The 20,740-nt window shown below is 72.6% G+C and carries 17 protein-coding genes; 6 read left to right on the top strand and 11 right to left on the bottom strand.

Features of this window, described 5'->3' with window-relative positions; translation table 11 throughout:
- Positions 1 to 61: 61 nt before the first annotated feature.
- Positions 62 to 1,642: a Na+/H+ antiporter gene (locus Q9R28_RS02080; protein ID WP_311205368.1), complete on the top strand. Its 1,581-nt coding sequence runs from the start codon at positions 62 to 64 to the stop codon at positions 1,640 to 1,642.
- Here Q9R28_RS02080 and Q9R28_RS02075 read toward each other — a convergent pair.
- The 6 genes from Q9R28_RS02075 to Q9R28_RS02050 form a co-directional block, all read right to left on the bottom strand.
- The gene (locus Q9R28_RS02075) at positions 1,597 to 2,427 is read right to left on the bottom strand and encodes an FAD:protein FMN transferase (protein ID WP_251160253.1); all 831 of its coding nucleotides are present in this window, start codon (positions 2,425 to 2,427) and stop codon (positions 1,597 to 1,599) included. The two genes, Q9R28_RS02080 and Q9R28_RS02075, sit on opposite strands and share 46 nt — an antisense overlap.
- Positions 2,424 to 2,939 carry an FMN-binding protein gene (locus tag Q9R28_RS02070; RefSeq protein ID WP_209682717.1) on the bottom strand — a complete coding sequence of 172 codons (516 nt, stop codon included), beginning with the start codon at positions 2,937 to 2,939 and terminating at the stop codon, positions 2,424 to 2,426. The genes Q9R28_RS02075 and Q9R28_RS02070 overlap by 4 nt, the downstream gene beginning before the upstream one ends.
- Positions 2,936 to 4,390, bottom strand: a complete 1,455-nt coding sequence (locus Q9R28_RS02065) for a ferric reductase-like transmembrane domain-containing protein (protein WP_209682719.1) — start codon at positions 4,388 to 4,390, stop codon at positions 2,936 to 2,938. Before Q9R28_RS02065 ends, Q9R28_RS02070 begins: the two co-directional genes overlap by 4 nt.
- A 125-nt stretch (positions 4,391 to 4,515) precedes the next feature.
- The gene (locus Q9R28_RS02060) at positions 4,516 to 5,865 is read right to left on the bottom strand and encodes a HAMP domain-containing sensor histidine kinase (RefSeq protein WP_245171351.1); all 1,350 of its coding nucleotides are present in this window, start codon (positions 5,863 to 5,865) and stop codon (positions 4,516 to 4,518) included.
- A 5-nt stretch (positions 5,866 to 5,870) separates the two neighbouring features.
- Entirely contained in the window at positions 5,871 to 6,578 is a 708-nt protein-coding gene (locus Q9R28_RS02055; protein WP_066654164.1) for a response regulator transcription factor, read from the bottom strand.
- Between the two features lie 15 nt (positions 6,579 to 6,593).
- Positions 6,594 to 7,325 (bottom strand): FadR/GntR family transcriptional regulator, encoded by a 732-nt coding sequence (locus tag Q9R28_RS02050; protein ID WP_251155446.1) that lies wholly within the window; start codon positions 7,323 to 7,325, stop codon positions 6,594 to 6,596.
- 84 nt (positions 7,326 to 7,409) lie between these two features.
- On the opposite strand from Q9R28_RS02050, the gene Q9R28_RS02045 reads away from it, so the two are divergent.
- The 3 genes from Q9R28_RS02045 (at position 7,410) to Q9R28_RS02035 (ending at position 10,885) form a co-directional block, all read left to right on the top strand.
- Positions 7,410 to 8,339 (top strand): proline iminopeptidase-family hydrolase, encoded by a 930-nt coding sequence (locus Q9R28_RS02045; protein ID WP_311205367.1) that lies wholly within the window; start codon positions 7,410 to 7,412, stop codon positions 8,337 to 8,339.
- A gap of 168 nt (positions 8,340 to 8,507) precedes the next feature.
- Positions 8,508 to 9,956 carry an APC family permease gene (locus Q9R28_RS02040; protein WP_311205366.1) on the top strand — a complete coding sequence of 483 codons (1,449 nt, stop codon included), beginning with the start codon at positions 8,508 to 8,510 and terminating at the stop codon, positions 9,954 to 9,956.
- A complete protein-coding gene (locus Q9R28_RS02035) occupies positions 9,953 to 10,885 on the top strand; it encodes an acetamidase/formamidase family protein (RefSeq protein ID WP_311205365.1) in 933 nt (310 codons plus the stop codon). The genes Q9R28_RS02040 and Q9R28_RS02035 overlap by 4 nt, the downstream gene beginning before the upstream one ends.
- Before the next feature lie 192 nt (positions 10,886 to 11,077).
- On the opposite strand, the gene Q9R28_RS02030 is transcribed toward Q9R28_RS02035, so the two are convergent.
- Positions 11,078 to 11,647 carry a DUF6611 family protein gene (locus Q9R28_RS02030; protein ID WP_066654152.1) on the bottom strand — a complete coding sequence of 190 codons (570 nt, stop codon included), beginning with the start codon at positions 11,645 to 11,647 and terminating at the stop codon, positions 11,078 to 11,080.
- A gap of 140 nt (positions 11,648 to 11,787) precedes the next feature.
- On the opposite strand from Q9R28_RS02030, the gene Q9R28_RS02025 reads away from it, so the two are divergent.
- Positions 11,788 to 12,537 (top strand): inositol monophosphatase family protein, encoded by a 750-nt coding sequence (locus Q9R28_RS02025; protein ID WP_066654151.1) that lies wholly within the window; start codon positions 11,788 to 11,790, stop codon positions 12,535 to 12,537.
- A 117-nt stretch (positions 12,538 to 12,654) separates the two neighbouring features.
- Here the strand turns inward: Q9R28_RS02025 and Q9R28_RS02020 are convergent, their stop codons facing one another.
- The 4 genes from Q9R28_RS02020 to Q9R28_RS02005 form a co-directional block, all read right to left on the bottom strand.
- The gene (locus Q9R28_RS02020; RefSeq protein ID WP_200884143.1) at positions 12,655 to 14,085 is read right to left on the bottom strand and encodes a UDP-glucose/GDP-mannose dehydrogenase family protein; all 1,431 of its coding nucleotides are present in this window, start codon (positions 14,083 to 14,085) and stop codon (positions 12,655 to 12,657) included.
- Positions 14,086 to 14,148: 63 nt separating this feature from the next.
- Positions 14,149 to 15,318 (bottom strand): right-handed parallel beta-helix repeat-containing protein, encoded by a 1,170-nt coding sequence (locus Q9R28_RS02015; RefSeq protein WP_066654146.1) that lies wholly within the window; start codon positions 15,316 to 15,318, stop codon positions 14,149 to 14,151.
- A 3-nt stretch (positions 15,319 to 15,321) separates the two neighbouring features.
- The gene (locus Q9R28_RS02010; protein WP_066654144.1) at positions 15,322 to 17,235 is read right to left on the bottom strand and encodes a right-handed parallel beta-helix repeat-containing protein; all 1,914 of its coding nucleotides are present in this window, start codon (positions 17,233 to 17,235) and stop codon (positions 15,322 to 15,324) included.
- A complete protein-coding gene (locus Q9R28_RS02005; protein ID WP_209682738.1) occupies positions 17,232 to 18,590 on the bottom strand; it encodes a glycosyltransferase in 1,359 nt (452 codons plus the stop codon). Before Q9R28_RS02005 ends, Q9R28_RS02010 begins: the two co-directional genes overlap by 4 nt.
- 514 nt (positions 18,591 to 19,104) lie before the next feature.
- Between Q9R28_RS02005 and Q9R28_RS02000 the strand changes: the two genes are divergently transcribed.
- Positions 19,105 to 20,691: a family 20 glycosylhydrolase gene (locus tag Q9R28_RS02000; RefSeq protein WP_311205364.1), complete on the top strand. Its 1,587-nt coding sequence runs from the start codon at positions 19,105 to 19,107 to the stop codon at positions 20,689 to 20,691.
- The last annotated feature ends 49 nt before the right edge of the window (positions 20,692 to 20,740 follow it).

Here is a 20,740-nt window from a genome sequence, read left to right as displayed (position 1 = left end):
GGAAGGACGTGCAGCACGTTCGGCGTTGACTGACGCGTCGCAACGAATCCTGAGGAGACACGTGCTCGGTCCAGAACTGGTGGTGGCCCTCGGGCTCGCCATCGCCGTGACGGCTGCCGTCGCGGACCGCATCAGGATCGCGCCGCCCGTGCTCCTGCTCGTCATCGGCGCGCTGCTCGCCTTCGTCCCCACCTTCGGTCGGGTCGAACTGCCCGCCGAGGCCGTGCTGCTGCTGTTCCTCCCCGCACTGCTCTACTGGGAGAGCCTCACCACGTCGCTCCGGGAGATCCGCAAGAACCTGCGCGGCATCGTGTTGATGGGCACGCTGCTCGTCGTCGTGACCGCCGGCGTCGTGGCGACGCTGCTGCACCTGCTGGGCATGCCCTGGGGGCCGGCCTGGGTGCTCGGCGCAGCGGTCGCCCCGACCGACGCCACGGCCGTGGGCGTGCTCACGAAGATGCTGCCCCGCCGGAACGTCACGGTCCTCCGCGCGGAGAGCCTGGTGAACGACGGCACCACCCTGGTCGTGTACGGCATCGCGGTCGCCGTGACCGTCGGGACGCAGGAGCTCACGTTCTGGAACGTCTCCGGCATGCTCGTCCTGTCGTACGTCGGCGGGGTCGCGTCCGGACTCCTCGCCGCGTGGCTCGGCTCGCTCGTGCTCCGGCGGGTCGACACGGTCGTGCTCGAGAACCTCGTCACGCTGCTCGTGCCGTTCGCGGCGTTCCTCGGCGCCGAGGCCGTCGGCGCGTCCGGGGTGCTCGCCGTCGTCGCCGCGGGCATCGTCGTGAGCCAGGTCGCTCCGAAGCTCGACCGGGCGGAGACCCGCCAGCAGGTCCGCGCCTTCTGGTCCTTCCTGACGTACCTGCTCAACGGTGCGCTGTTCGTGCTCGTCGGCATCGAGGCGATGGTCGCTGCCCGTGCCCTCGACGCCCGTGAGCTGTGGAGCGGCGTCGGTCTCGTGCTCGCGGTCTCCGTCGTGCTCGTGCTCGTGCGGTTCGCCTTCGAGGGCACGATCGGAGGAACCGTCTGGCTCGTCACCCGGCGGTTCGGCGGCGAACCGCGGGAGGGTCGACGCGACCGACTGGTGAGCGGCTTCGCCGGGTTCCGCGGTGCGGTCTCCCTCGCGATGGCGGTGGCGGTGCCGCGCACGCTCGAGTCCGGGGGCGCCTTCCCCGACCGCGACCTCATCGTGTTCGTCACCGCCGGCGTCGTCGTCGTGACCATCGTCGGCCAGGCACTCGTGCTCCCCGCCGTCCTGCGGCGCGCCGCGCTCCCCGAGGACGAGTCCGTCGGCGAGGAACGCCGCTACGCCGAACGCACGGCGGTCGAGGAAGCGCTCGACGCGCTCCCCCGCCTGGCGCGCAGGGCAGGTGCCGACCGGGCGACGATCGACCGCGTCCGACGCGACCTGGAGGCCCACCTCGACGTGATCCAGGCTCGGGAGGAGGACGACGAGGACCACCCGACGCTGCAGCGGCACGACGCGACGGTCGCGCTCGAGCTCGCCCTGGTCCGGCACAAGGCCGCCACCCTGCTGCGGCTGCGGGACGACGACGAGATCGACGACCTGGTGCTCCGGCAGGTGCGCGCGGGCTACGACGCCGAGGAGGCGCGGCTCGAGGGATCGACGCCGAGCTGAGCCCGCCCCGTGGGCGGTTGCTCGAGCGGCCCCGCCACGGGCACAGCGCCCGGCCCGAGCGCTGACGACACCCAGGGAGCCGCACCGGGCGTCGCCCAGACGAGGCCGTCGGCAGTGAAGGCGAGCACGTCGACGTCTCCGTCGGCGGTCAGTCGCCGGAGGTCGTCCTCGTCCCCGGCGACGACGGCCGTCGCGAGGACGTCCGCCGTCAGGACGTCGTCGGCGACGACGGTCGCCTGCACGAACACGGGCGCGCTCCGCCGCCAGATGTGCTCCCCGCGCTCCGCGGTCCCCGAGGTCGCGACCGCACGTCGGCTGCCGCCGAGCCGCACGACCCCGACGACGGTGTCCCGACGTCCGGGATCGACGACACCGACCGACCACGGCTCGTCGGGTCGGTGGGTGCCGCGGACGAGTACGTCGCCGCCGGCGCTGAGCATCCAGGCGTCCGTGCCGGTGTCGAGGACCTCCCCGGCGTCACGGATCGCGAGTGCCTTGACGACGCCGGACAGGTCGATCACCCCGTCCGGGCGGTGGGGCGTGAAGGCACCACCGGTCCGATCCCGCCACGACAGGGCGAGCGCGTAGACGTCCCGGACCGCGGTCGGCGCATCGGACAGCCGGAGCGACCCGGCGGCGATGCGGCTCAGCACCGAAGCGGGGTCCCAGAGGCTGTAGCGGTGGTCGTACCCGGCGAACACGGCGCGGACCGCGGACGCGGCCTCCGGAGTGGCACCGCGGAGGCTCACGACGGTCCCCATCGTCTCGAACGTCAGGACGCTCACAGGCCGGCCTGGTCGATCGCGGACTGCAACGACGTGGTGTAGCCCCCGCTCGTGAACGTCGCGCCGCTCACCGCCTGGATCTGCGCCGACTGGGTCTGCAGGGCCTCCTGCCGGAGGATCGGGGCGGCCTGCTGGCTGATCGCGACGGAGCGGCCGTCCCGGTCGGTGAGGTGCAGGGGGGTCACGTCGGTGATCTTCCCGTCGGCGACGGTGATCTGCACCTGGACCTCGCCGTACTGCGTCTGCGCCGCGGCACCGGTGAAGGTCCCGGAGTCGGACGCGCCGGACGAGCCGGATGCAGACGAGCCGGACGCCGACGAGCCGGTGCCGGACGGTCCCGGCGACGCCGACGAGCCGGAGGTCCCGCCCGAGCCGGCGCTGCCGGACGACCCGCTCCCCGACGTCGTGCCCTGCGCCGGTGTCGTCACGGCCGGCTGTCCGCCGAGCTGCCACCCGATGGCGAGCACCGCCACCGAGGACAGGACGCCGCCGACGACCACCCGGGCCCTCACGACCCGAACCGTTCCTGGTGGATCTGGTGCTCCGGGACGCCGGCGAGCCGGGCCTCCCGCACCACCAGGTCGGACCACGCCTGCGGCCCGCAGACGTAGAGGTCGGACTCGAGCAACCGCGGGAACACCGACCGCAGGCTGACCCCACGACGGAGGTCGTCCTCCGTCATCCAGCTCTCCTGCGACCTCGCGCGGTGCCCGACCACGGCGAAGAGGGTGCTCCCGGTCGCCGCAGCGAGCTCCGCGGTCTCCTGCCACAGGTACTGCTGCTCGGCGTCGGTCCCCCGCAGGAGCACCGTGGCCTCGCCGGGACGCAGGTCGGTGTCCTCGAGCAGCGCGCGGACCGGCGTGATCCCGATGCCCGATGCGACGAGGGCGAGGTACGGGGCCGTGCGGGCCCGGGTCGTGAACAGGCCGTAGGGGCCCTCGAGGGACACCGCGGTACCCGGCCGGATCCGCCCGAGGCGCGCGGACCCCGCTCCGAGGTCGCGCACGGTGATCCGGGCACGCTCTCGTCCGGGCACGGCCGAGAACGACACCGGGTGGGCGTGCCACCAGGTCCGCGCGGACCAGAACCGCCAGACGCCGTACTGGCCGCCGCGGGCACCCAGCCGGTCGAGGTCGCGGCCCGCCAGGTGGATCGACACGACTCCGGGAGCGATCGGCTCCACCGCCACCACCCGGATGCGGTGCCGCAGGCTCACGACCACCGGTCGGACGAAGCGGTGGACGACGACGAGACCGAGCGCGACGGCGTACGCGGCGATCCAGTACACCCGCTGCCAGGTGCCCTGCCCGAGCACGCTGCCGACGCTGAGCATGTGCGGCAACGCGACGAGGACGGCGGCGTAGCTGAGCAGGTGGACGACGTGCCACGCCTCGTACGGCAGTCGACGCCGGACCGCGACGAGGGACGACACCACGACCGCGACGAACAGCCCCAGGGCGAGGTACGCGAGCGGCATGTCCGGCGTGGAGAAGAGCGAGACGGTCTCGGCGATCGGGCCGGTACCCGACGACGCGCCGTAGCCCAGCGTCAGCAGCACGCCGTGTGCCAGCAGCAGGTACAGCACGGGCTCGCCGAGCGACCGGTGCACCGCGATCGCCTTGTCCTGGCCGAACACGCGGTCGATCAGCGGCACGCGCGCGGCGAGCACGAGCATCACGAGCACCAGGTCGGTCGCGACCAGACCGGCGACGATCCCGGTGTCGGTGAGCACGCCGCCGACGCCCGAGACCGAGTGCGATCCCGGCGAGGCCAGCCAGAGCGCGACGGCGACGGCGGCGGACGCCCACGCGAGGACACCGAGCAGGTCGGTGACCGCAGCACGGCCGCGACCGGATCGGCGACGGCGCCGGGCGGCGACCTCGAGGGGCTCCGCGGGCGGTGCCGGGAAGTGCCGCGGCGGAGCCGCCGCGGCACGTCGGGTGGGGCGAGCGGTGTCGATCATCGTCTCATTCCTCTCCAGCAGGTGATCGGGTGACGTTCAGCATCGACACCGGTCCCATGAAGCAGCCCGGAACGACGGCCCTGCTTCGTTCGAGACCTCGAACGAAGCAGGGCCGTCCCCGGGCCTCAGCGCGCGGGCAGTCGCACCACCGCGACGGCGCCGCCGCCGGGTGCGTTCGCAAGCGTGGCCTCCCCGCCCGCCCGCTCGGCGAGCCCTCGGACGAGCGCCAGGCCCAGTCCGCTGCCACCGAGGACGGCCCGCCGTGCGTCGTCGGCACGGGTGAAGCGGTCGAACGCACGCGGGAGGAAGTCCTCCGGCACACCGGGACCGTCGTCACGGACGACCAGCTGCAGTGCGCGGTCCTCCTGCCGGACCAACGTGATGCCGACCTCGACGTCCGGAGCGCCCGCGGCGATCGCGTTCGCGACGAGGTTGTCGACGACCCGTCCGAACGCCGCGGGGGTGATGCCGTACCGTTCGGCACCGTCGGGCACGTCCACGGTGAAGTCGACCCCGCTGGTCCCCCCGAGCGCCCGAGCCCGGTCGACACTGCCCATCAGCTCCGTCACGAGCTCCGCTGCGGTGGTCGACGGCGTGGCCTGCGTCTCGTCGAGCCGGCTCAGCTCGAGCATGGTGTCGGCGAGTGCGGTGAGACGCGCGGCGTCGGACTCGGCGGCCGCCAGCTCCCGCTCGAGCGCGGCGGCGTCACCGGACGACCGGTGCGCGAGCTCGAGTCGTGCCGTCAGTGCCGCGAGCGGCGTCCGGAGTTCGTGGCTGGCGTCGGACACCATCCGTCGTTCGCGGACCGCGTTCTCGCGTTGCCGGTCGATGAAGGCGTTGAGGGTCCTCGCGAGGTCGGCGAGCTCGTCCTCCGACGGGCCGACGGGCAGGTGCCCGGTCGCGTCCCCGCCGCTGAGCGCCTCGGCGGTCCGACGCATCCGCGCGACGGGTCGGAGCGCGACGGTCGAGAGCAGCCAGGCGGCGAGGCCCGATGCGACGAGCGCGAGCAGGGTCCCCACGACGAGCGAGCGGTCGACGCGTTCGACCGTCTCGTGCCCGGCACGGCCGTCCTGCGCAGCCCACACGACGAACCGTCCGTCGGCGCTCGCGACCGGTGTGCCGACGAGCGTCGCGCTGCGGTGCCCGTCGCCGAGCCGGAGCGTCGTGGTCGATCGTGGGACGCCGTCCGGGAGCGACCGGCGGAGGTCGTCCGGCAGCGTGTCGACGATCCACTCGCCGGTCGAGGAGCGGATCCCCACGAGGACGCCGTCGGCCGGTCGGTCGGGCGCCTCACCCGGGTTGTCCCGGAGGTCGGCGACGAACGGCGCCGCGTCGCCGACGGCGAGGGACCGGTCGGTCTCCAGCGTGGCCTGCCGCACCTCGGCGTGCAGCACGAGCGCGACCAGGGAGAGCACGACCGCGCCGACGAGCACGCTCCCGATCGTGATGCGCGCGCGGACGGACAGCCGCCGCATGAGCCTCACGGACGGGACACGACGTCGAGCGCGTAGCCGACGCCCCGCACGGTCCGGATGGCCACGTCGGCGCCCGAGGCGTGCAGCTTCTTCCGCACGTAGCTGACGTACTGGTCGACGATCGTGGGGTCGAAGTGCTCGGCGCTCCCCCACACCTCACGCAGCACCTCCGCCCGGGACCGGGTCTCCGGCGCCCCCTGCACCAGGTACCGCAACAGCGAGAACTCCTTCACGCTGAGGGGCAGGTCCCGGCCCGCCACGGTCGCCCGGACGGTCACGGTGTCGAGTCGGACGGCGCCGGCCTGCACGACGGTCACGGCACCGGCGGACCTGCGGCGGAGCTGCGCCCGGATCCGGGCGTTGAGCTCGGCGATCGCGAAGGGCTTCGTGAGGTAGTCGTCCGCGCCGGCGTCGAGCCCGAAGACCCGGTCGTCGACGGCATCCCGCGCGGTGACGAGGATCACCGGGAAGTCCTGGCCCGTCTCGCGCAACCGACGACACACCTCGAACCCGGTCATCTCGGGGAGCATGACGTCGATCGCCGCCGCGTCGAACGACCGCGCGGCCGCAGCCACGAGCGCGGCGACGCCGTCGGTGACCACCGTGACCGCGTGCCCCTCGCCGACCAGTCCACGCTCGACGAGCGCGCCCATCGCCGGGTCGTCCTCGACCACCAGGATCTCCGCCACGTGCACCTCCGTTGCGACGATCATGCACGACGGACGCCGTCAGGAGGTCGGGACCTGCCCTGCCCGGAGCATCGCACGCTCGAGCAGTTCGAGGTCGATGCCGACGTGCCGACGTGCGAGCACCCCCGCGTCGACCGACCGCCCGGCGCAGACGGCGTCGACGAGCCCCTCGTGCTCGAGCAGGGCACGGTGCTCCATCTCGGCCATGCCCTCGGCGGTGCCCCAGAGGTGTGCGGGCGCCGCGATCGACACCTGCGACTCGAGGTCGGCGAGCGCCGCTGCGAGCACGGCGTTGCCGGCGGCGTCGATGATCGCTCGGTGCAGCACCGCGTCCGCCTGCTGCTTCTCGAGCCCGGACGCGGCGGCGCGGAAGTCCTCGAGCCGGGTGCGCAGCGTCGTCCGGCCGTCGTCGGTGATCCGCTCGGCCGCTGCGGTGGCGAGTGCGCCGTGCAGCAGGGCGATCGCGTCGGTGGTGTCGCGGATGCCGGCCCAGCGTGCAAGCAGCGTCCGGGCGACGGCGTCGGAGGACGAGTCCGGCCACTGCGAACGGACGAAGGTCCCGCCGCCCCGTCCTCGACGTGTCTCGAGCAGGCCGCGGTCGACCAGTCGCGCGAGGGCCGCGCGCACGGTCACACGTCCGACACCGAGGAGCACGGCGAGCTCACGCTCGGGCGGCAGCCGAGAGGCGGGCAGGTACTCCCCGACGGCCACGGCGGTGACGAGCCGGTCCTCGACCTCGTCGACACGGGTCTCCGTCGCGCGATCTGGCACTCGGCCCCCTCCTTGCGTTTCGTCCACGTTAAAGGACGAGAAAAGGTATTGCAGAGAACCTTTGCCCGGTCCATGCTGTGCGTCATGTCCCGCATCACCGAAGGCACGATGCCGTTCCAGGACGGCGAGACCTGGTACCGCGTCACCGAACCCGACGCCCCGACCCCCGGTGCGCTCCCGCTCGTGGTCCTGCACGGCGGCCCCGGCATGGCGCACGACTACCTCCGGAACCTCGCGGCACTGGCCGACGAGACCGGTCGCACCGTCGTGCACCACGACCAGTTCGGCTGCGGCCGCAGCTCCCACCGACCCGACGCCCCGACGGAGTACTGGACCCCGCAGCTCTTCGTGGACGAGTACGCGGCCCTCGTGGACCACCTCGGTCTCGGCGACCACCACGTGCTCGGCCAGTCGTGGGGCGGCATGCTCGGCTCCGAGATCGCGGTCCGGCAGCCGGAGGGCCTCCGCTCCCTGGCGATCTGCAACTCCCCCGCGTCGATGCAGCTCTGGGTCGAGGGCGCCGCCGAGCTCCGCGCGCAGCTGCCCGAGGACGTGCAGGACGCCCTCACGCGGCACGAGCAGGCCGGCACCGTCGACGACCCCGAGTACCTCGCTGCCACGCAGGTGTTCTACCAGCGCCACGTGTGCCGCGTCGTCCCCATGCCACAGGACTTCGTCGACTCCGAGACCCAGATGGAGCAGGAGCCGACGGTGTACCACACCATGAACGGGCCGAACGAGTTCCACGTCGTCGGCACGATGCGCGACTGGACCGTCGTCGACCGGCTCGACCGCGTGGCGGTCCCGACCCTCGTCGTCGCGGGCGAGCACGACGAGGCGACGGCCGCCACGTGGCAGCCCTTCGTCGAGCGCATCGCCGACGTCCGCCAGCACGTCTTCCCCGGTGCGAGCCACTGCTCGCACCTGGAGCAGCCCGAGGAGTTCCGCCGCGTGGTCGCGGCCTTCCTCGCCGAGCACGACGACCACGCACCCAGCGACCAGCCCACGGGCTGACCCGACCCGGCCCACCAGGCCGACCGTCCGTCGGACGGGAGGCGCGTCCTCACCCCCACCACGCGCCTCCCATCCGACACCTCCCACCGGACCAGCGCGTCCCACCCCGCCACGCGCCTCCCGTCCGTCATCCCCTTCCCACGCACCGTCTCCCCGAACGGAACCACGATGTCGCAGCAGCACAGCGAGCTCTCTGCACAGCAGCAGCTCGAGGCCTACGGCTACAAGCAGGAGCTCAAGCGCTCCGTCTCCACCACCGACCTGCTCGTCTACGGGCTCGTCTTCATGGTGCCGATCGCCCCGTGGGCGATCTTCGGCACCGTCTACAACGCCTCGAGCGGCATGGTGCCGCTCGTCTACCTGGTCGGCCTCGTCGCGATGATCTTCACCGCGCTCGCGTACGCGCAGATGGCGAAGTCGATCCCCCTCGCCGGCAGCGTGTTCTCGTACGTCGGCCGCGGCATCCACCCCACCGCCGGGTTCTTCGCGGGCTGGGCGATCCTGCTCGACTACCTGCTCGTCCCGACGCTGCTCTACGTGTTCGCGGCCGAGAGCATGGTCGGCATCTTCCCCGGCACCCCCCGCTGGCTCTGGGCACTCGTGTTCGTCGCGATCAACACCGTGATCAACCTGCTCGGTGTCTCGTCCCTCAAGCTCGCGAACCGCATCTTCCTGCTCATCGAGCTCGTCTTCGTGGCGATCTTCGTCGTCATCGCGATCGTCGCGTTGACCGGCGGGACCGTGCCCGGCGCCTCGTTCAGCACCGACCAGGTGTGGGACCCGTCGAAGGTGTCCGCACCGCTCATCGCGAGCGCCCTGTCGATCGCCGTGCTGAGCTTCCTCGGCTTCGACGGCATCTCGACGCTGTCCGAGGAGTCCACCGGCCGCCGCGGTGGCGCCGGACTCGCGATGGTCCTGGCACTCGTCATCGTCGCGTTCCTGTTCGTGCTGCAGACGTGGCTCGCGTCGGCGCTGGCGGGCGGTCGTGACTCGTTCCCGGAGGGCGAGGCAGGGAACGCGTTCTTCACCATCGTCGAGCAGGCCTCCTCGAGCGGGTGGGCGACCGCGTTCTTCGCCGTCAACGTGCTCGCCGTCGGCATCGCGAACGCCATGGCCGCCCAGGCCGCGACGAGCCGCCTGCTCTTCTCGATGAGCCGAGACCGGCAGCTGCCCGCGTTCCTGCACAAGCTGAACGGCAGGCTCGTCCCGCAGAACGCGATCATCGTCGTCTCCGTGCTCTCCGCGATCCTCGTGCTGTTCTTCGTCGGGCAGATCGACACCATCTCGTCGCTCGTGAACTTCGGCGCGCTGTTCGGCTTCATGCTCCTGCACGTGTCGGTCGTCGTGCACCACGTCGTGAAGGGGAGGTCCCGCAACTGGCTGCTGCACCTCGTCGTGCCGCTCATCGGCTTCCTGATCATCGGCTACGTCCTGCTCAACGCCGCCGTCGAGGCGAAGGTCGGCGGCATCGTCTGGCTCGTCGTCGGCACCGCGGTGTTCCTCTACTACCGCCGGACCGGCCGCTCGACCGAGGTCGGGTCGGAGGAGCCCGGCACACTGGGCGAGGGGTCCGTCGGCGGCCTCGACACCACCACCACGGAGAAGGGCCACCGATGACCACCCCCGACCACTTCCTGCCGAACACCCTGGGGCGGCCCGGGTTCGCCGCCGACCGGGAGCCCGTGCTCCGGATCACCCCGGGCACCGGCGAGACGATCGGCTTCGAGACCACGGACGCCGTCTACGCCGAACTCGACGAGCACCACGACCTGGCGCAGCTGCAGGCACCGATCAACCCGGTCACCGGCCCCGTCTGGGTCGAGGGTGCCGAGCCCGGTGACGTGCTCGCGGTGCACATCCACGACATCCAGCTCACCACCCACGGGTGGTCGGTGTCGCTGCCGGGATCGGGCGCGCTCCAGCACGTCATGCCCGAGGGCGTCTTCGCCCGTCGCTGCCCGATCGAGGACGGCGTGGTGCACGTCACCGACCGGCACGCCTTCCCGGTCCGACCGATGATCGGCTGCATCGGCGTCGCACCGGCATCGGGGACGAACTCGACGATCATGCCGGCGTACGCCGAGGGCGGGAACATGGACGTCACCGAGGCGCGTCCCGGCTCGACCGTGTACCTGCCGGTCCGGGTGCCCGGTGCCCTGCTGTCGATCGGGGACATCCACGCGATCATGGCCGAGGGCGAGTCGTCCTTCGTCGCGATCGAGGCGCAGGGCACCGCGATCGTCTCCGTCGACCTCGTACAGGGCGGTCGGCCGATCCGTGCGCCGCGCATCGAGACCGCCGACGAGTGGCTCTTCGTCGGGCTCGGCGACCCCGTGCAGGAGAGTGTCCGACGCGGCTACGAGGACGCGTTCGCGTTCCTCGTCGAGGACCACGGGTGGACGGCCGAGGACGCCTACGCGGTGCTCAGCGCGGTCGGCGACTCGAAGCTCGGCGGGCCGACCGGTTCCGGCGACCCGGACCCGCTGCACCCGTTCGCAGCGGTCGGGGCGGTGACCCTGCACCGGGTGCCGAAGGCGGTCCTGTAGCGGACGACGGACGGGAGGCGCAGGGCGGGGCCGCCACGGGCCTCCCGTCTGGTGGTCCCCGCGGCATGAGCGTGCCCGGTCGTGCGGACCGGCCCGTGGGCCGACCGCGTGCTCAGTCGTCGCCGAGCACGACCGACGGATCGTCGACCTCGGCATCCGGCGGCGCCGACGCCGTCGGCTCGGGCACGCCGTTCACCGGTGGGTCCCACGCCGCTGGGCGACCTCGCCGGACCGCGGTCGGCCTGCGGCCCGCGCCGCGGGCTCGGGCATCGCCCGCCACACCTGTCCCCAGACCTGCTCGTACTCGACGCGGGACACCTGCCCGCGACGGACGGCGTCCTCGACCAGGCAGAGCAGGTCGAGCGAGGCCTCGAGGAGCCGGACGTCGCCGTGCACCTCCGGCTGACCGTTGCCGTGGAACACCGTGATCGTCAAGCGTCTGACCCCGGGACGCAACCGCCGTGTCGCCCGGACGAGCAGGACGGGACCGGCGGCGTAGAGCAGGACGGCGACGACGAGGCCGACCGCCGGCACGCGGTGCAGCGCCACGACGAGTGCGACCGCTACGAGTGCGCCGGCCGCACCCCAGACCTGGAGCGCTCGGAGCAGCAGGAGCTCGCCCGCGGTGGTCCCCGGGGCGTGCACCTCGAGCGTGCGCCCGCTCCACAGTGCGCGGGAGACGGGCTGCACGGTGCACCGGCCCCACGGGTGCCACCCGGTGCGCCGTGTCGGGAGCGGTCGTCGGTCTCGGTTCGTGTCCACGACGACCAGCCTGTGGCGGACTGTTCGGGGCCGAGCCGGTCCTGACGGCGTCCTGACGGCTCGGACCGGATCCCGTACGACGTACTGACGCTGCGACGTCGGGCCTGCGTCGTCCGTCCTCCGCCCGCTACCGTTGCCGGATGGACGACCACGCCCTCGCCGCTGCCCTCGTGACCGACGCCGCCCGGCTCGCGGCCGACATGCGTCGGGACGGGACCGACGCGGAGCGGAAGACCTCGGCCGCCGACCTCGTCACCGCCGCCGACCGCGCCGCCGAGGACCTCGTCCGTCGGATGCTGCTCGAGCACCGCCCGGACGACGGGGTGCTCGGCGAGGAGGGCACCCGGTCCGAGGCGACCCACGGACGCCGGTGGACCGTCGACCCGATCGACGGGACGTTCAACTACGTCGCCGGCCTGCCCGCGTGGTGCAGCGCGGTGTCGCTCGAGGTCGACGGCGTGCTCCGGGTCGGTGCGGTCCGTCGTCCGCTCGCCGACGAGACGTGGGTGGCGTCGGACGGGGTGACGACCCGTGACGGCGAGGCCGTGCCGCCGGTGCAGGACGTGACCCTCGCCGCGACGAGCGTGGCGACCTTCCTCAACAGCTCGCACCTGCGCGCCGCCGAGGCGGCGCCCATGACGGCGCTCCTGGCAGCGGCGGCAACGGTCCGGATCAGCGGGTCGGGGTCCTGCGACCTGGTGGACGTCGCAGCGGGCCGCATCGGCCTCTGGGTGCAGACCGACTGCGCCGACTGGGACTGGCTCCCGGGGCGGGCGCTCGTCGAGGGCGCCGGTGGCGCGGCCACCGTCGTCCGGGCCCACGGGCACGACTGGCACCTCGCCGGAGCCCCGACCGCGGTGCGCGAGGCCGCCGAGCTGCTCGGCGCCTGAGCAGCACCCTGCGCGGAGGGGCGGCACTGCCCGAAGCCGCCTCCTCCGCACCGCCCGGTGCACGTCGTCGTGAACCGGGCGCGTCCTCGGTGGTACCCCCACCGAGACGTCCGGCCGTCAGGCCGTGGCCTGCAGGCGGTCCTGCTCGTCGACCGCGATCTCCACCGTGCCGGACGCGGACGGTCGGCCGAGCGCACGGTGCTCCCAGCCGGCCGCGCGGTACGCGTCCGCGTCGAGCGCGTGCCGGCCGTCGACGATGCGTCGGTGGTGGACGAGCGCGCCGAGGTCGTGCGGGTCCACCGTGCGGAACTGCTCCCACTCGGTCAGCAGCACGACCACGTCCGCATCGATCACCGCCGCGGTGAGCGACGGCGCGTACCGCAGGGTCGGGTAGGCGCGCGCGGCGTTCTCCATCGCCTCGGGGTCGTACACGGTGACGACGGCACCCGCCTCGTCGAGCATCCGTGCGACGTCGAGCGCCGGCGCATCGCGGATGTCGTCGGAGTTCGGCTTGAACGCCGCGCCGAGCGCCGCGATCCGCTTGCCCGCCAGGTCCCCCTCCGCCATCTCCGTGACCAGGTCGACGGTCCGCTGGCGGCGGCGCAGGTTGATCGCGTCGACCTCGTCGAGGAAGCGGACCGCCTGGCCGACACCGAGCTCCTGCGCCCGGGCCGAGAACGCGCGGATGTCCTTCGGCAGGCACCCGCCACCGAAGCCGAGGCCGGGCTTGAGGAAGCGGCCGCCGATGCGGGTGTCGTGGGACAGGGCGCTCGCCAGGACGCTGACGTCCGCACCGGCCGCCTCGCAGACCTCCGCCATCGCGTTGATGAAGGAGATCTTCGTCGCAAGGAACGAGTTGGCGGCCACCTTGACGAGTTCCGCCGTCGGCAGGTCGGCCACGACCAGCGGCGTCCCCTCGTCGAGGACCGGGCGGAAGGCTGCACGCAGCTGCGCCTCGGCCCACGCCGTCTGCACGCCGAAGACGAGCCGGTCGGGGTGCAGCGTGTCCTGCACGGCGTAGCCCTCGCGGAGGAACTCCGGGTTCCAGGCGACCTCGACCTCGGTCCCGGCGGGGGCGACCTCCGCGACGAGCGCGGCGAGCCGTTCGGCGGTCCCGACCGGCACGGTCGACTTCCCGACGACGAGCGCGCGGCGGTCGATGTGCATCGCGAGCTCGCGGAAGGCGGAGTCGACGTACGTCATGTCGGCGGCGTGCGACCCCCGCTGCTGGGGCGTGCCCACGCAGACGAAGTGGACGTCGCCGAACTCGGCGGCCTCGCGCAGTGACGAGGTGAACCGCAGCCGACCGGACGCCAGGGCCTGCGCGAGCTGCTCGGGCAGGCCGGGCTCGTGGAAGGGCACCCGGCCGGACATCAGCGCCTCGACCTTGGCGGGGTCGACGTCGACGCCGAGGACCTCGTACCCGAGGACGGCCATCGAGACGGCGTGGGTGGCGCCGAGGTACCCCGTGCCGATGACGGTCAGGCGGGGCTGGTGGGCGACCGGCGGCATCGCGGTGTCGGGGATGGGTGTGACGGAAGCAGACATGGGAAGGGCTCGCTCTCGGGTCGCGAAGGGTGGGTGGTGACGGACCGCGGTGGCCGTCGGGTGTCAGTCGGTGCAGGCCGTGGTGCTGAACTCGTTCGAGCCGACCACGGTGTTGTCGCAGGAGACGGTGTTGCCCTCGACGGGTCGGAGGGCGAACGCGACGCCGTCGGTGTTGCCGAGGTCGACGCGGTTGTCGGTGAAGGTGTTGTCGGTCCCCCAGCCGGACAGCAGTTCGTGGGTCTGGAAGCCGTCGAGCGGTGAGCGGACGCCCCGGTTCCCGGTGACGGTCCACCCGTTCCCCTTGACGTCCACCCACGAGTCGGCGTGGTTCTCGCCCTGCATCCCGACACCGTCGAAGGAGTTGTCGGAGAGGGTGCCTCCGGTCGTCCCCTCCTTGATGTCGACGTTCTCGGCAGCGGTGTCGGCGATGGTGTTGCCCGTGACGACGTTTCGGTCGCTGCGGTCCTCACGGCAGTCCGAGACCTTGCACCAGTTGCTCTTCGAGGAGCCGATGTAGATGCCCTCGCCGAACTGCGGCTTCCGGAGACCGGTCCTGCTGACGCTGTTGCCGCGGACGGTGTTGTCGCTGCTGTCGGCGCGCAGGTGGATCCCCTCGTCACCGATGTCGGTGACCGTGAGGCCGTCGACCGTCGAGTGCTGGACGTCGTCGAACATGACGCCCTTCTGCCCGTTGCGGACCGTGAACCCCTCGAGCCGCCAGTAGGACGCGCCGTCGAGGTGCAGGACGTACCCGCCCTCCACGTCGCCGCCGTCGAGCACGGCGTCACGCGGGCCGCACAGCGTCACGGGTGCGTCCGACGTCCCGGCCGCGGAGGCCTCGAACCGGCCGGTGTACGTGCCGGACGCGAGCCGGATCACGGCCCCTGCTCGAGCGTCGTCGAGTGCCTTCTCCAGGGCCTTCGCCGTGCTGACCGTCGTCGTCGCGGCGGCGTCGCACCGGGCCGTGTCGACCGGGGAGGCCTGTCCCGTCCCGGCGTCGGGCGATCCAGTCGCGGTCGCGTCGGGCGTCGCACGGGTGTCCGGGACACCGTTCGGCGTCGCGGCCGGGGTCTGCTCGACGCTCGGCGTCGGCCGGGGGCGAGCGGCCTGCTCGTCCCCCCGGTCCGCACCGCTCGTGGCGGCCCACACACCGCCGACCACCAGCGCTCCGACCGCCAGGCCCGCTGCGCCGACGACGAGGTGTGACCGCAGGCGACGGGGTCGTCGCGTCACCGGTCAGCTCCCCGAGGGTGCGACCGCACCCGGCTCGGCAGCGTGCGTGCCGCGGCCCGCCACGGGCGGGAGACCGAGCGAGGCCGGGTCCACCGCGCCGCGGGTGTAGCTGGACAGCGGTGCCTGCTTCGCGTACGGCAGCTCGCGCTGTCCCCGACGTCGACGTCGTGTCCCGCCGATCGCCGCGACCAGCACCACCGTCAGTAGCAGGAGCCACAGCACCGTCAACGGTTGGAACACCGCGCGCAGGGTGACGAGGAACGGTTTCGTCGACTGCCACTCGACGGTCGTGTTGCCCTGCTGGGCGGCTCCGTCGGACCGGGCGAGGTCGATCGCGCTCGGCCCGCGACCGTCCACCGTGTTGTTCTCGACGGCCGTGCCACCCACCGCCCCGACCATCGTGACCCCGTGCACGCGGGCATCGTCGATCGCGTTGTTCGTCACCGACGAGGTCGCGCTGTCCCGGACGTACACGCCGATGTCCGCGCCGTCGACCGAGTTCTCGGAGACCTCGGTGCGACTGGGCCCGTCGAGGACGGCGATGCCGTTCTGCGACGAGTCCTTGACCACGTTGTTGCGGACGACCACGTCGTCGGCGTCGTGCCGGACGACGATGCCCATCTCGTTGCGTGCGACCGTCGACCCGCTGATCCGGACGTTCTTCCCGCCGATCACCTCGATGCCGTAGCGCCCGTTGCCGGAGCTGTTGCTGTCCGAGAGCGCGTTGTTGCCGTAGGTCGTCGTCGGCATGCCGGCCGCGTTCGGCCCCGCCGCGAGCCCGCTGCCGTTCAGCGTGATCCCGTTGCGACCGTTGTCCGAGGCGGTCACCTGGCTGAGGACGATGCCGGTCGACGCCCGCGTCATCTTCACCCCGTCCACCGCGTTGTCCGTCGACCGGACCGATGTGAACGTCGAGTTCGTGACGTAGCGGTGCAGCACGAGGCCGTCGATGAGCGAGTGCTCCACCGTGGCGTCCGACATCGTCACGCCGTCCGCGCTCGTCAGGAAGAGGCCGTAGGCGTTCCCGGCGAAGGTGACGTGCTGCACGAGGGCGGACACGTAGCTGTAGCCGCCGGCGCTCGCCGTGGCGCTGCCGCTCTTCGGCAGCTCGCCGGTCGGCAGGATGGCGTTGCCGAAGACGTCCTTCGTGGTCCGTTCGGTCTTGCCCTGCTGGTCGCCGGAGGCCTGGTCCAGGGTGGAGAGGTTCGTCCCGGTCAGGGAGACCCCGCCGGTCGTTCCGCTCCAGAACCCCAGGTGCGAGAACGCCGCGTACTGCAGGGTCGCGGTCCCGCCCTGCACCCGGACGTACGCCCGTCCGTCCGAGGTCTGCTGGTCGACCCGCCCTGCCTGCGGGTCCCAGGCGTCGATCGTGACCGGAGCCTTCGCCGAACCGACGACCTGCAGGCTGCCGGCCTGGGTGACGATCGACACGAAGCCCTCGTGGTTGCTCGCGAGGTGGATGCGCAGGCCGTCGGGGCTCGCGAGTCGCAGGGTCGCGCCGTTCTCGACGACGATGTTCTCGCTGAGCAACCAGGAGCCGTCCGGCTGCTTGACGAACGTGGACGGTGCGAGCCGTGCGAGGTCGTCGACGGTGTACGCCGCACCACGGGCGACGAGGACGAGTGTGTACGACGAGCCCGTGGCGAGCCGGTACGGCTGCGAGACCGCGAGGCCGCTCCACCGCGCCGCCGAGGCCAGTGCACGGACGTTGTAGATGCGGTCGTTCTCGGCCGTCACCAGCCGGGCCTCCTTGTCCGGGTCGCCCCCGTAGGGTCGTCCCGTCACCGGGGCCGCGGCCGCGGACGTCGTCGCCGCGACGGCGGCGGTGGGCACGCCGAGGACACCCGTGAGCAGGAGCCCGGCACCGACGAGCAGCCCCGCGGCGAGCCGCGGCGTCGTCTTCGTCAGCGCGCTCATGCCGCGACCGCCTGGTCGTCGGAGGTCGCCGCGACGGCACCCTGCGGCAGGACGACACCGGGCGAGGCCACCCGGCGACCGGTCGTCGTCTCCGGCTGGAGGGTCCGAGCCTGCTGCCCGTCACCCCCGACCTGGTCGGCGTGCCGGGTGAGCCACCCCTGCTTGTTCATGGTGACGAACGAGTACACCTTGATCGGCAGGGCGACCGCGATCACGACGAGGGCGAGCATCGGCAGCACGAGCAGGTCGAGCGGGTGGCGCTTGAGGTTCGAGACCCCGCGCACCGCACGGCCGAAGAGCAGCCAGCCGATGGTGAACAGGACGCCGACGGTGCTGAGCTCCAGGCGGCTGAACAGCAGGTACCACATCGTGATGCCCATCGTCACCGGGGTCAGGATGATCTGCAGCACCGTGATCTTCGTCACGAAGGGCACCCGCCAGACCCACCCCTTGGCGATCGCCGTCAGGTACGTGCGGTAGGAGTTGCGGCTCCAGCGGATGCGCTGCTTGAAGAACGCCTTGCCGCTCGCCGGGAACATCGACAGCGCCTTCGCCGACGACTGGTGCACGGTCTTGTAGCCCGACGCGATGACGAGCCACGTCAGACGGCCGTCGTCCCCGGCGATGCACCGGCGGCCGAGGAAGAACTCGTTCTCGAGGTTGTCGAGCACCGGCAGCACGGCGGAGCGCCGGTAGGCCGCGGTCCGACCGGACAGGATCGGGACCGCACCCGCCGCGCCCATCGCCGGGACGTAGTTGAAGTACCGCAGGTTGACCAGCCAGTCGGCGATGATGCGCCAGATGCTCGAGTTCCGCTGGTAGACGTTCTGCTGCGTGCCGACACCGCCGACGCGCTCGTCGACGAAGGGCATCTGCACGGCTTCGAGGAGACCGGGCTCCCACGAGGTGTCCGAGTCCACCAGGACCAGGACGTCGTACTTCGCCCGACGGATGCCCTCGCCGAGCGCGCTCCGCTTGCCGACGTGGTGGAACAGCACCGGCTTGACGGTGGGGTCGCCCACCGCCACGATCCGGCGGTACGCCTCGGTGTCCGCCACGTCGAGGACGATGATGATCTCGTCCGGGTGCTGCTCCCGCCAGGAGTCGAGGCAGCGGAGCAGGATGTCCGGGTCCTCGTGGAAGGACGGCACCACGACCGAGGTCGTCGTGCGGAAGCCGTTCTCGACCGGACGAGCGCGCGCCGAGAGCACGACGCGGTAGAGCCACAGTGCCCAGACGATGATGCCGGCGATGCCGATCGGGAAGTACTTGAGCGCTTCGTGACCGAAGGCGGCGATGTTGTCGAGCACGACCTGGGTCGAGGTCTGCGACGCGAAGAGGACGAGCGGGTGCATGAGGTCGGGTCCTTCGTGCGGTGTTCGGTTTCGGGTACGGAACACGACACTCGGCAGCACCGCACGACGGCACGCCGCGCAGGGTGACGCGGGAGCCGCCTGGGTCAGCGGTGCGGAGAGGGTCGGGACAGCGCCGGATCCCCCCGTCGCTGCATGTCGCCAGCCCGGATCGGGGACCGTGGTCCCACTCCGACGCTGAGCGTTGGGCTGAACGTACTCTCGGGTGTGTCGCACCACAAGCACAGGGGAACCGCATTGCGGTCTTGCGGGATTCCGTAGCGGGGTGCTCCGCCGTTGCGGTGCGGTCCGGTGGGGTGCCGCACCGCACCGGACGGGAGGAACGCGGCGGTCCCGCCGCGCGCCTCCCGTCCGTCACCGGCAGGTCGTCTCCCTGCGCGGGGACCGGGCGGCGTCCCCTCGGCGGGCTGCAGCGCCCGCAGCGCGTCCGCGCTCCGCTACAGTCGGGCCTGTCTGCTCGACCCGGGTCGGAGCAGGACCGCACAGCACGACCCCCGTGCACGGCGCGGTGACCGAGGGGTGGGACGTCGTGGCGCGTGCAGGATCCGACGAGGAAGGCCAGGGGTCGCGGGCACCCGCGGAGAGCGGACCCCCGCGTCGCCGCGGTCCCGGTCGCCGCCGCGCAGCTCGCGCCGCTGCCCTCGCCCTCGCCCTGACGATCGTCACGTGCGCGGCGGTCCTGGTGGGTGTCGACACGCTCGTGCCGAGCGGCGACCCTGCCGGAGCCGGCACCGCGGGGCGCGCCCCCAGCGTCACCGCGACGAAGCTCACCGCGACCAGCAGCGTCACGGCGACCCGGACGACCGTCCGGACGACGCTGCGCTTCACGAACCACTCGACGACCCGCAAGCCGGCCCGCGACGCCTGGCTCTCGCTGACCGCCGGCAGCCGGCAGTACACGCTCGGGCACGTCGGGATCCCGTCGCTCGCTGCCGGGGCGAGCACGACCGTCCGGGTGTCGCACCGGGCACCGGCACGCGCACCGGCCGGGACGTACGCCGTCCGCGCCTGCACCGGTGCGTACGCGGCGGCCGGGTGCCGGGCGTCGGCCGCCTCGGTCAGGACCGGCCGATCCGCGCCCGCACGACCGACCACCGGGGTGATGCTCGACGTCGCTCGCGCGTACTACCCGGTCCCGCTGATCGAGCAGTACGTCGACCTGCTCGCGGACGACGGTGGGCGCTTCCTGCACCTCCACCTGACCGACGACCACAACGTCGGCATCGAGAGTGCGGTGCTCGGGCAGACCACGGCGAACGCCGACCTCGAGGACGGCGTGTGGACGAGCCGGGTCACGGGCCGTCCCTTCCTCAGCGCCGCGCAGGCACGCGAGATCGCCGACCACGCGGCACGGCGCGGCATCACGATCGTGCCCGAGATCGACACCCCGGGTCACATGGCAGCGGCGTTCGCCCTGCTCGAGGCCCGGCACGGTGCGCGCTGGGTCGACCGGATCCGAGCCGACGAGAGCGAACTCGACGTGACGGCGCCGGCGAGTGTCCGCCTCGCCGCAGACCTGCTGCGCGAGGTGACCCGGACCTTCCCGGCCAGCCGCACCGTGCACATCGGCGGCGACGAGTGGGGCGACGACGCCACGGCGGCCCAGCGGGTCGTGTGGTTGAACACGATGGCCGCCGCCGTCGGTGACCGAGAGGTCTGGGCCTGGAACGACGGCATCGACCGGGCCGTCGTCGGACGGCTGGACCCGCGCATCCACGTCACGTACTGGAGCTTCGACGGCGACACCGAGGACCCGGCGGAGCGCCGCGACCGCCGAGCCCACCGAGCCGGCGCGGACGACCTGGCGGCGGTGGGGACCGACCTGCTGAACTACGACTCGTACTACCTGTACGAGGTGCCGACCGACCTCGACCCCGCCGACAGTGCGTACACGGCGGCCGACCTCCGGGCCCACTGGTCGTTGCGGACGTGGGACGGTGACTCCGGGTCGCGGCTCGCCGCACCGCTGTCGGGCGCGGCGGTCGCGATCTGGGGCGAGGACCTCGCGTCACCGCCGTCGGACGCGCTGTTCCGGTGGAGCGCGCCCCACGTGCTCGCGATGCTCGAGACAGCGGGGTCCTGACGACTGCCTGACCGGGCGGCGGAACGGTGTCGGTGCCACGCTCCGGGGG

Origin of the sequence: Curtobacterium sp. BRD11, from assembly GCF_031844345.1 — a bacterium.
In the GTDB taxonomy this organism is placed as follows: Bacteria; Actinomycetota; Actinomycetes; order Actinomycetales; family Microbacteriaceae; genus Curtobacterium.
Note: the sequence above shows the minus strand (reverse complement) of the source record. Positions and strands in the feature narration are given on the sequence as shown.

Bases quoted from the DNA above. Each gene is read 5' to 3' on its own strand.
- Q9R28_RS02065 (WP_209682719.1), bottom strand. From the start codon at position 4,390: ATGATCGACACCGCTCGCCCCACCCGACGTGCCGCGGCGGCTCCGCCG.
- Q9R28_RS02060 (WP_245171351.1), bottom strand. From the start codon at position 5,865: ATGCGGCGGCTGTCCGTCCGCGCGCGCATCACGATCGGGAGCGTGCTC.
- Q9R28_RS02055 (WP_066654164.1), bottom strand. From the start codon at position 6,578: ATGATCGTCGCAACGGAGGTGCACGTGGCGGAGATCCTGGTGGTCGAG.
- Q9R28_RS02045 (WP_311205367.1), top strand. From the start codon at position 7,410: ATGTCCCGCATCACCGAAGGCACGATGCCGTTCCAGGACGGCGAGACC.
- Q9R28_RS02040 (WP_311205366.1), top strand. From the start codon at position 8,508: ATGTCGCAGCAGCACAGCGAGCTCTCTGCACAGCAGCAGCTCGAGGCC.
- Q9R28_RS02035 (WP_311205365.1), top strand. From the start codon at position 9,953: ATGACCACCCCCGACCACTTCCTGCCGAACACCCTGGGGCGGCCCGGG.
- Q9R28_RS02025 (WP_066654151.1), top strand. From the start codon at position 11,788: ATGGACGACCACGCCCTCGCCGCTGCCCTCGTGACCGACGCCGCCCGG.
- Q9R28_RS02020 (WP_200884143.1), bottom strand. From the start codon at position 14,085: ATGTCTGCTTCCGTCACACCCATCCCCGACACCGCGATGCCGCCGGTC.
- Q9R28_RS02010 (WP_066654144.1), bottom strand. From the start codon at position 17,235: ATGAGCGCGCTGACGAAGACGACGCCGCGGCTCGCCGCGGGGCTGCTC.
- Q9R28_RS02005 (WP_209682738.1), bottom strand. From the start codon at position 18,590: ATGCACCCGCTCGTCCTCTTCGCGTCGCAGACCTCGACCCAGGTCGTG.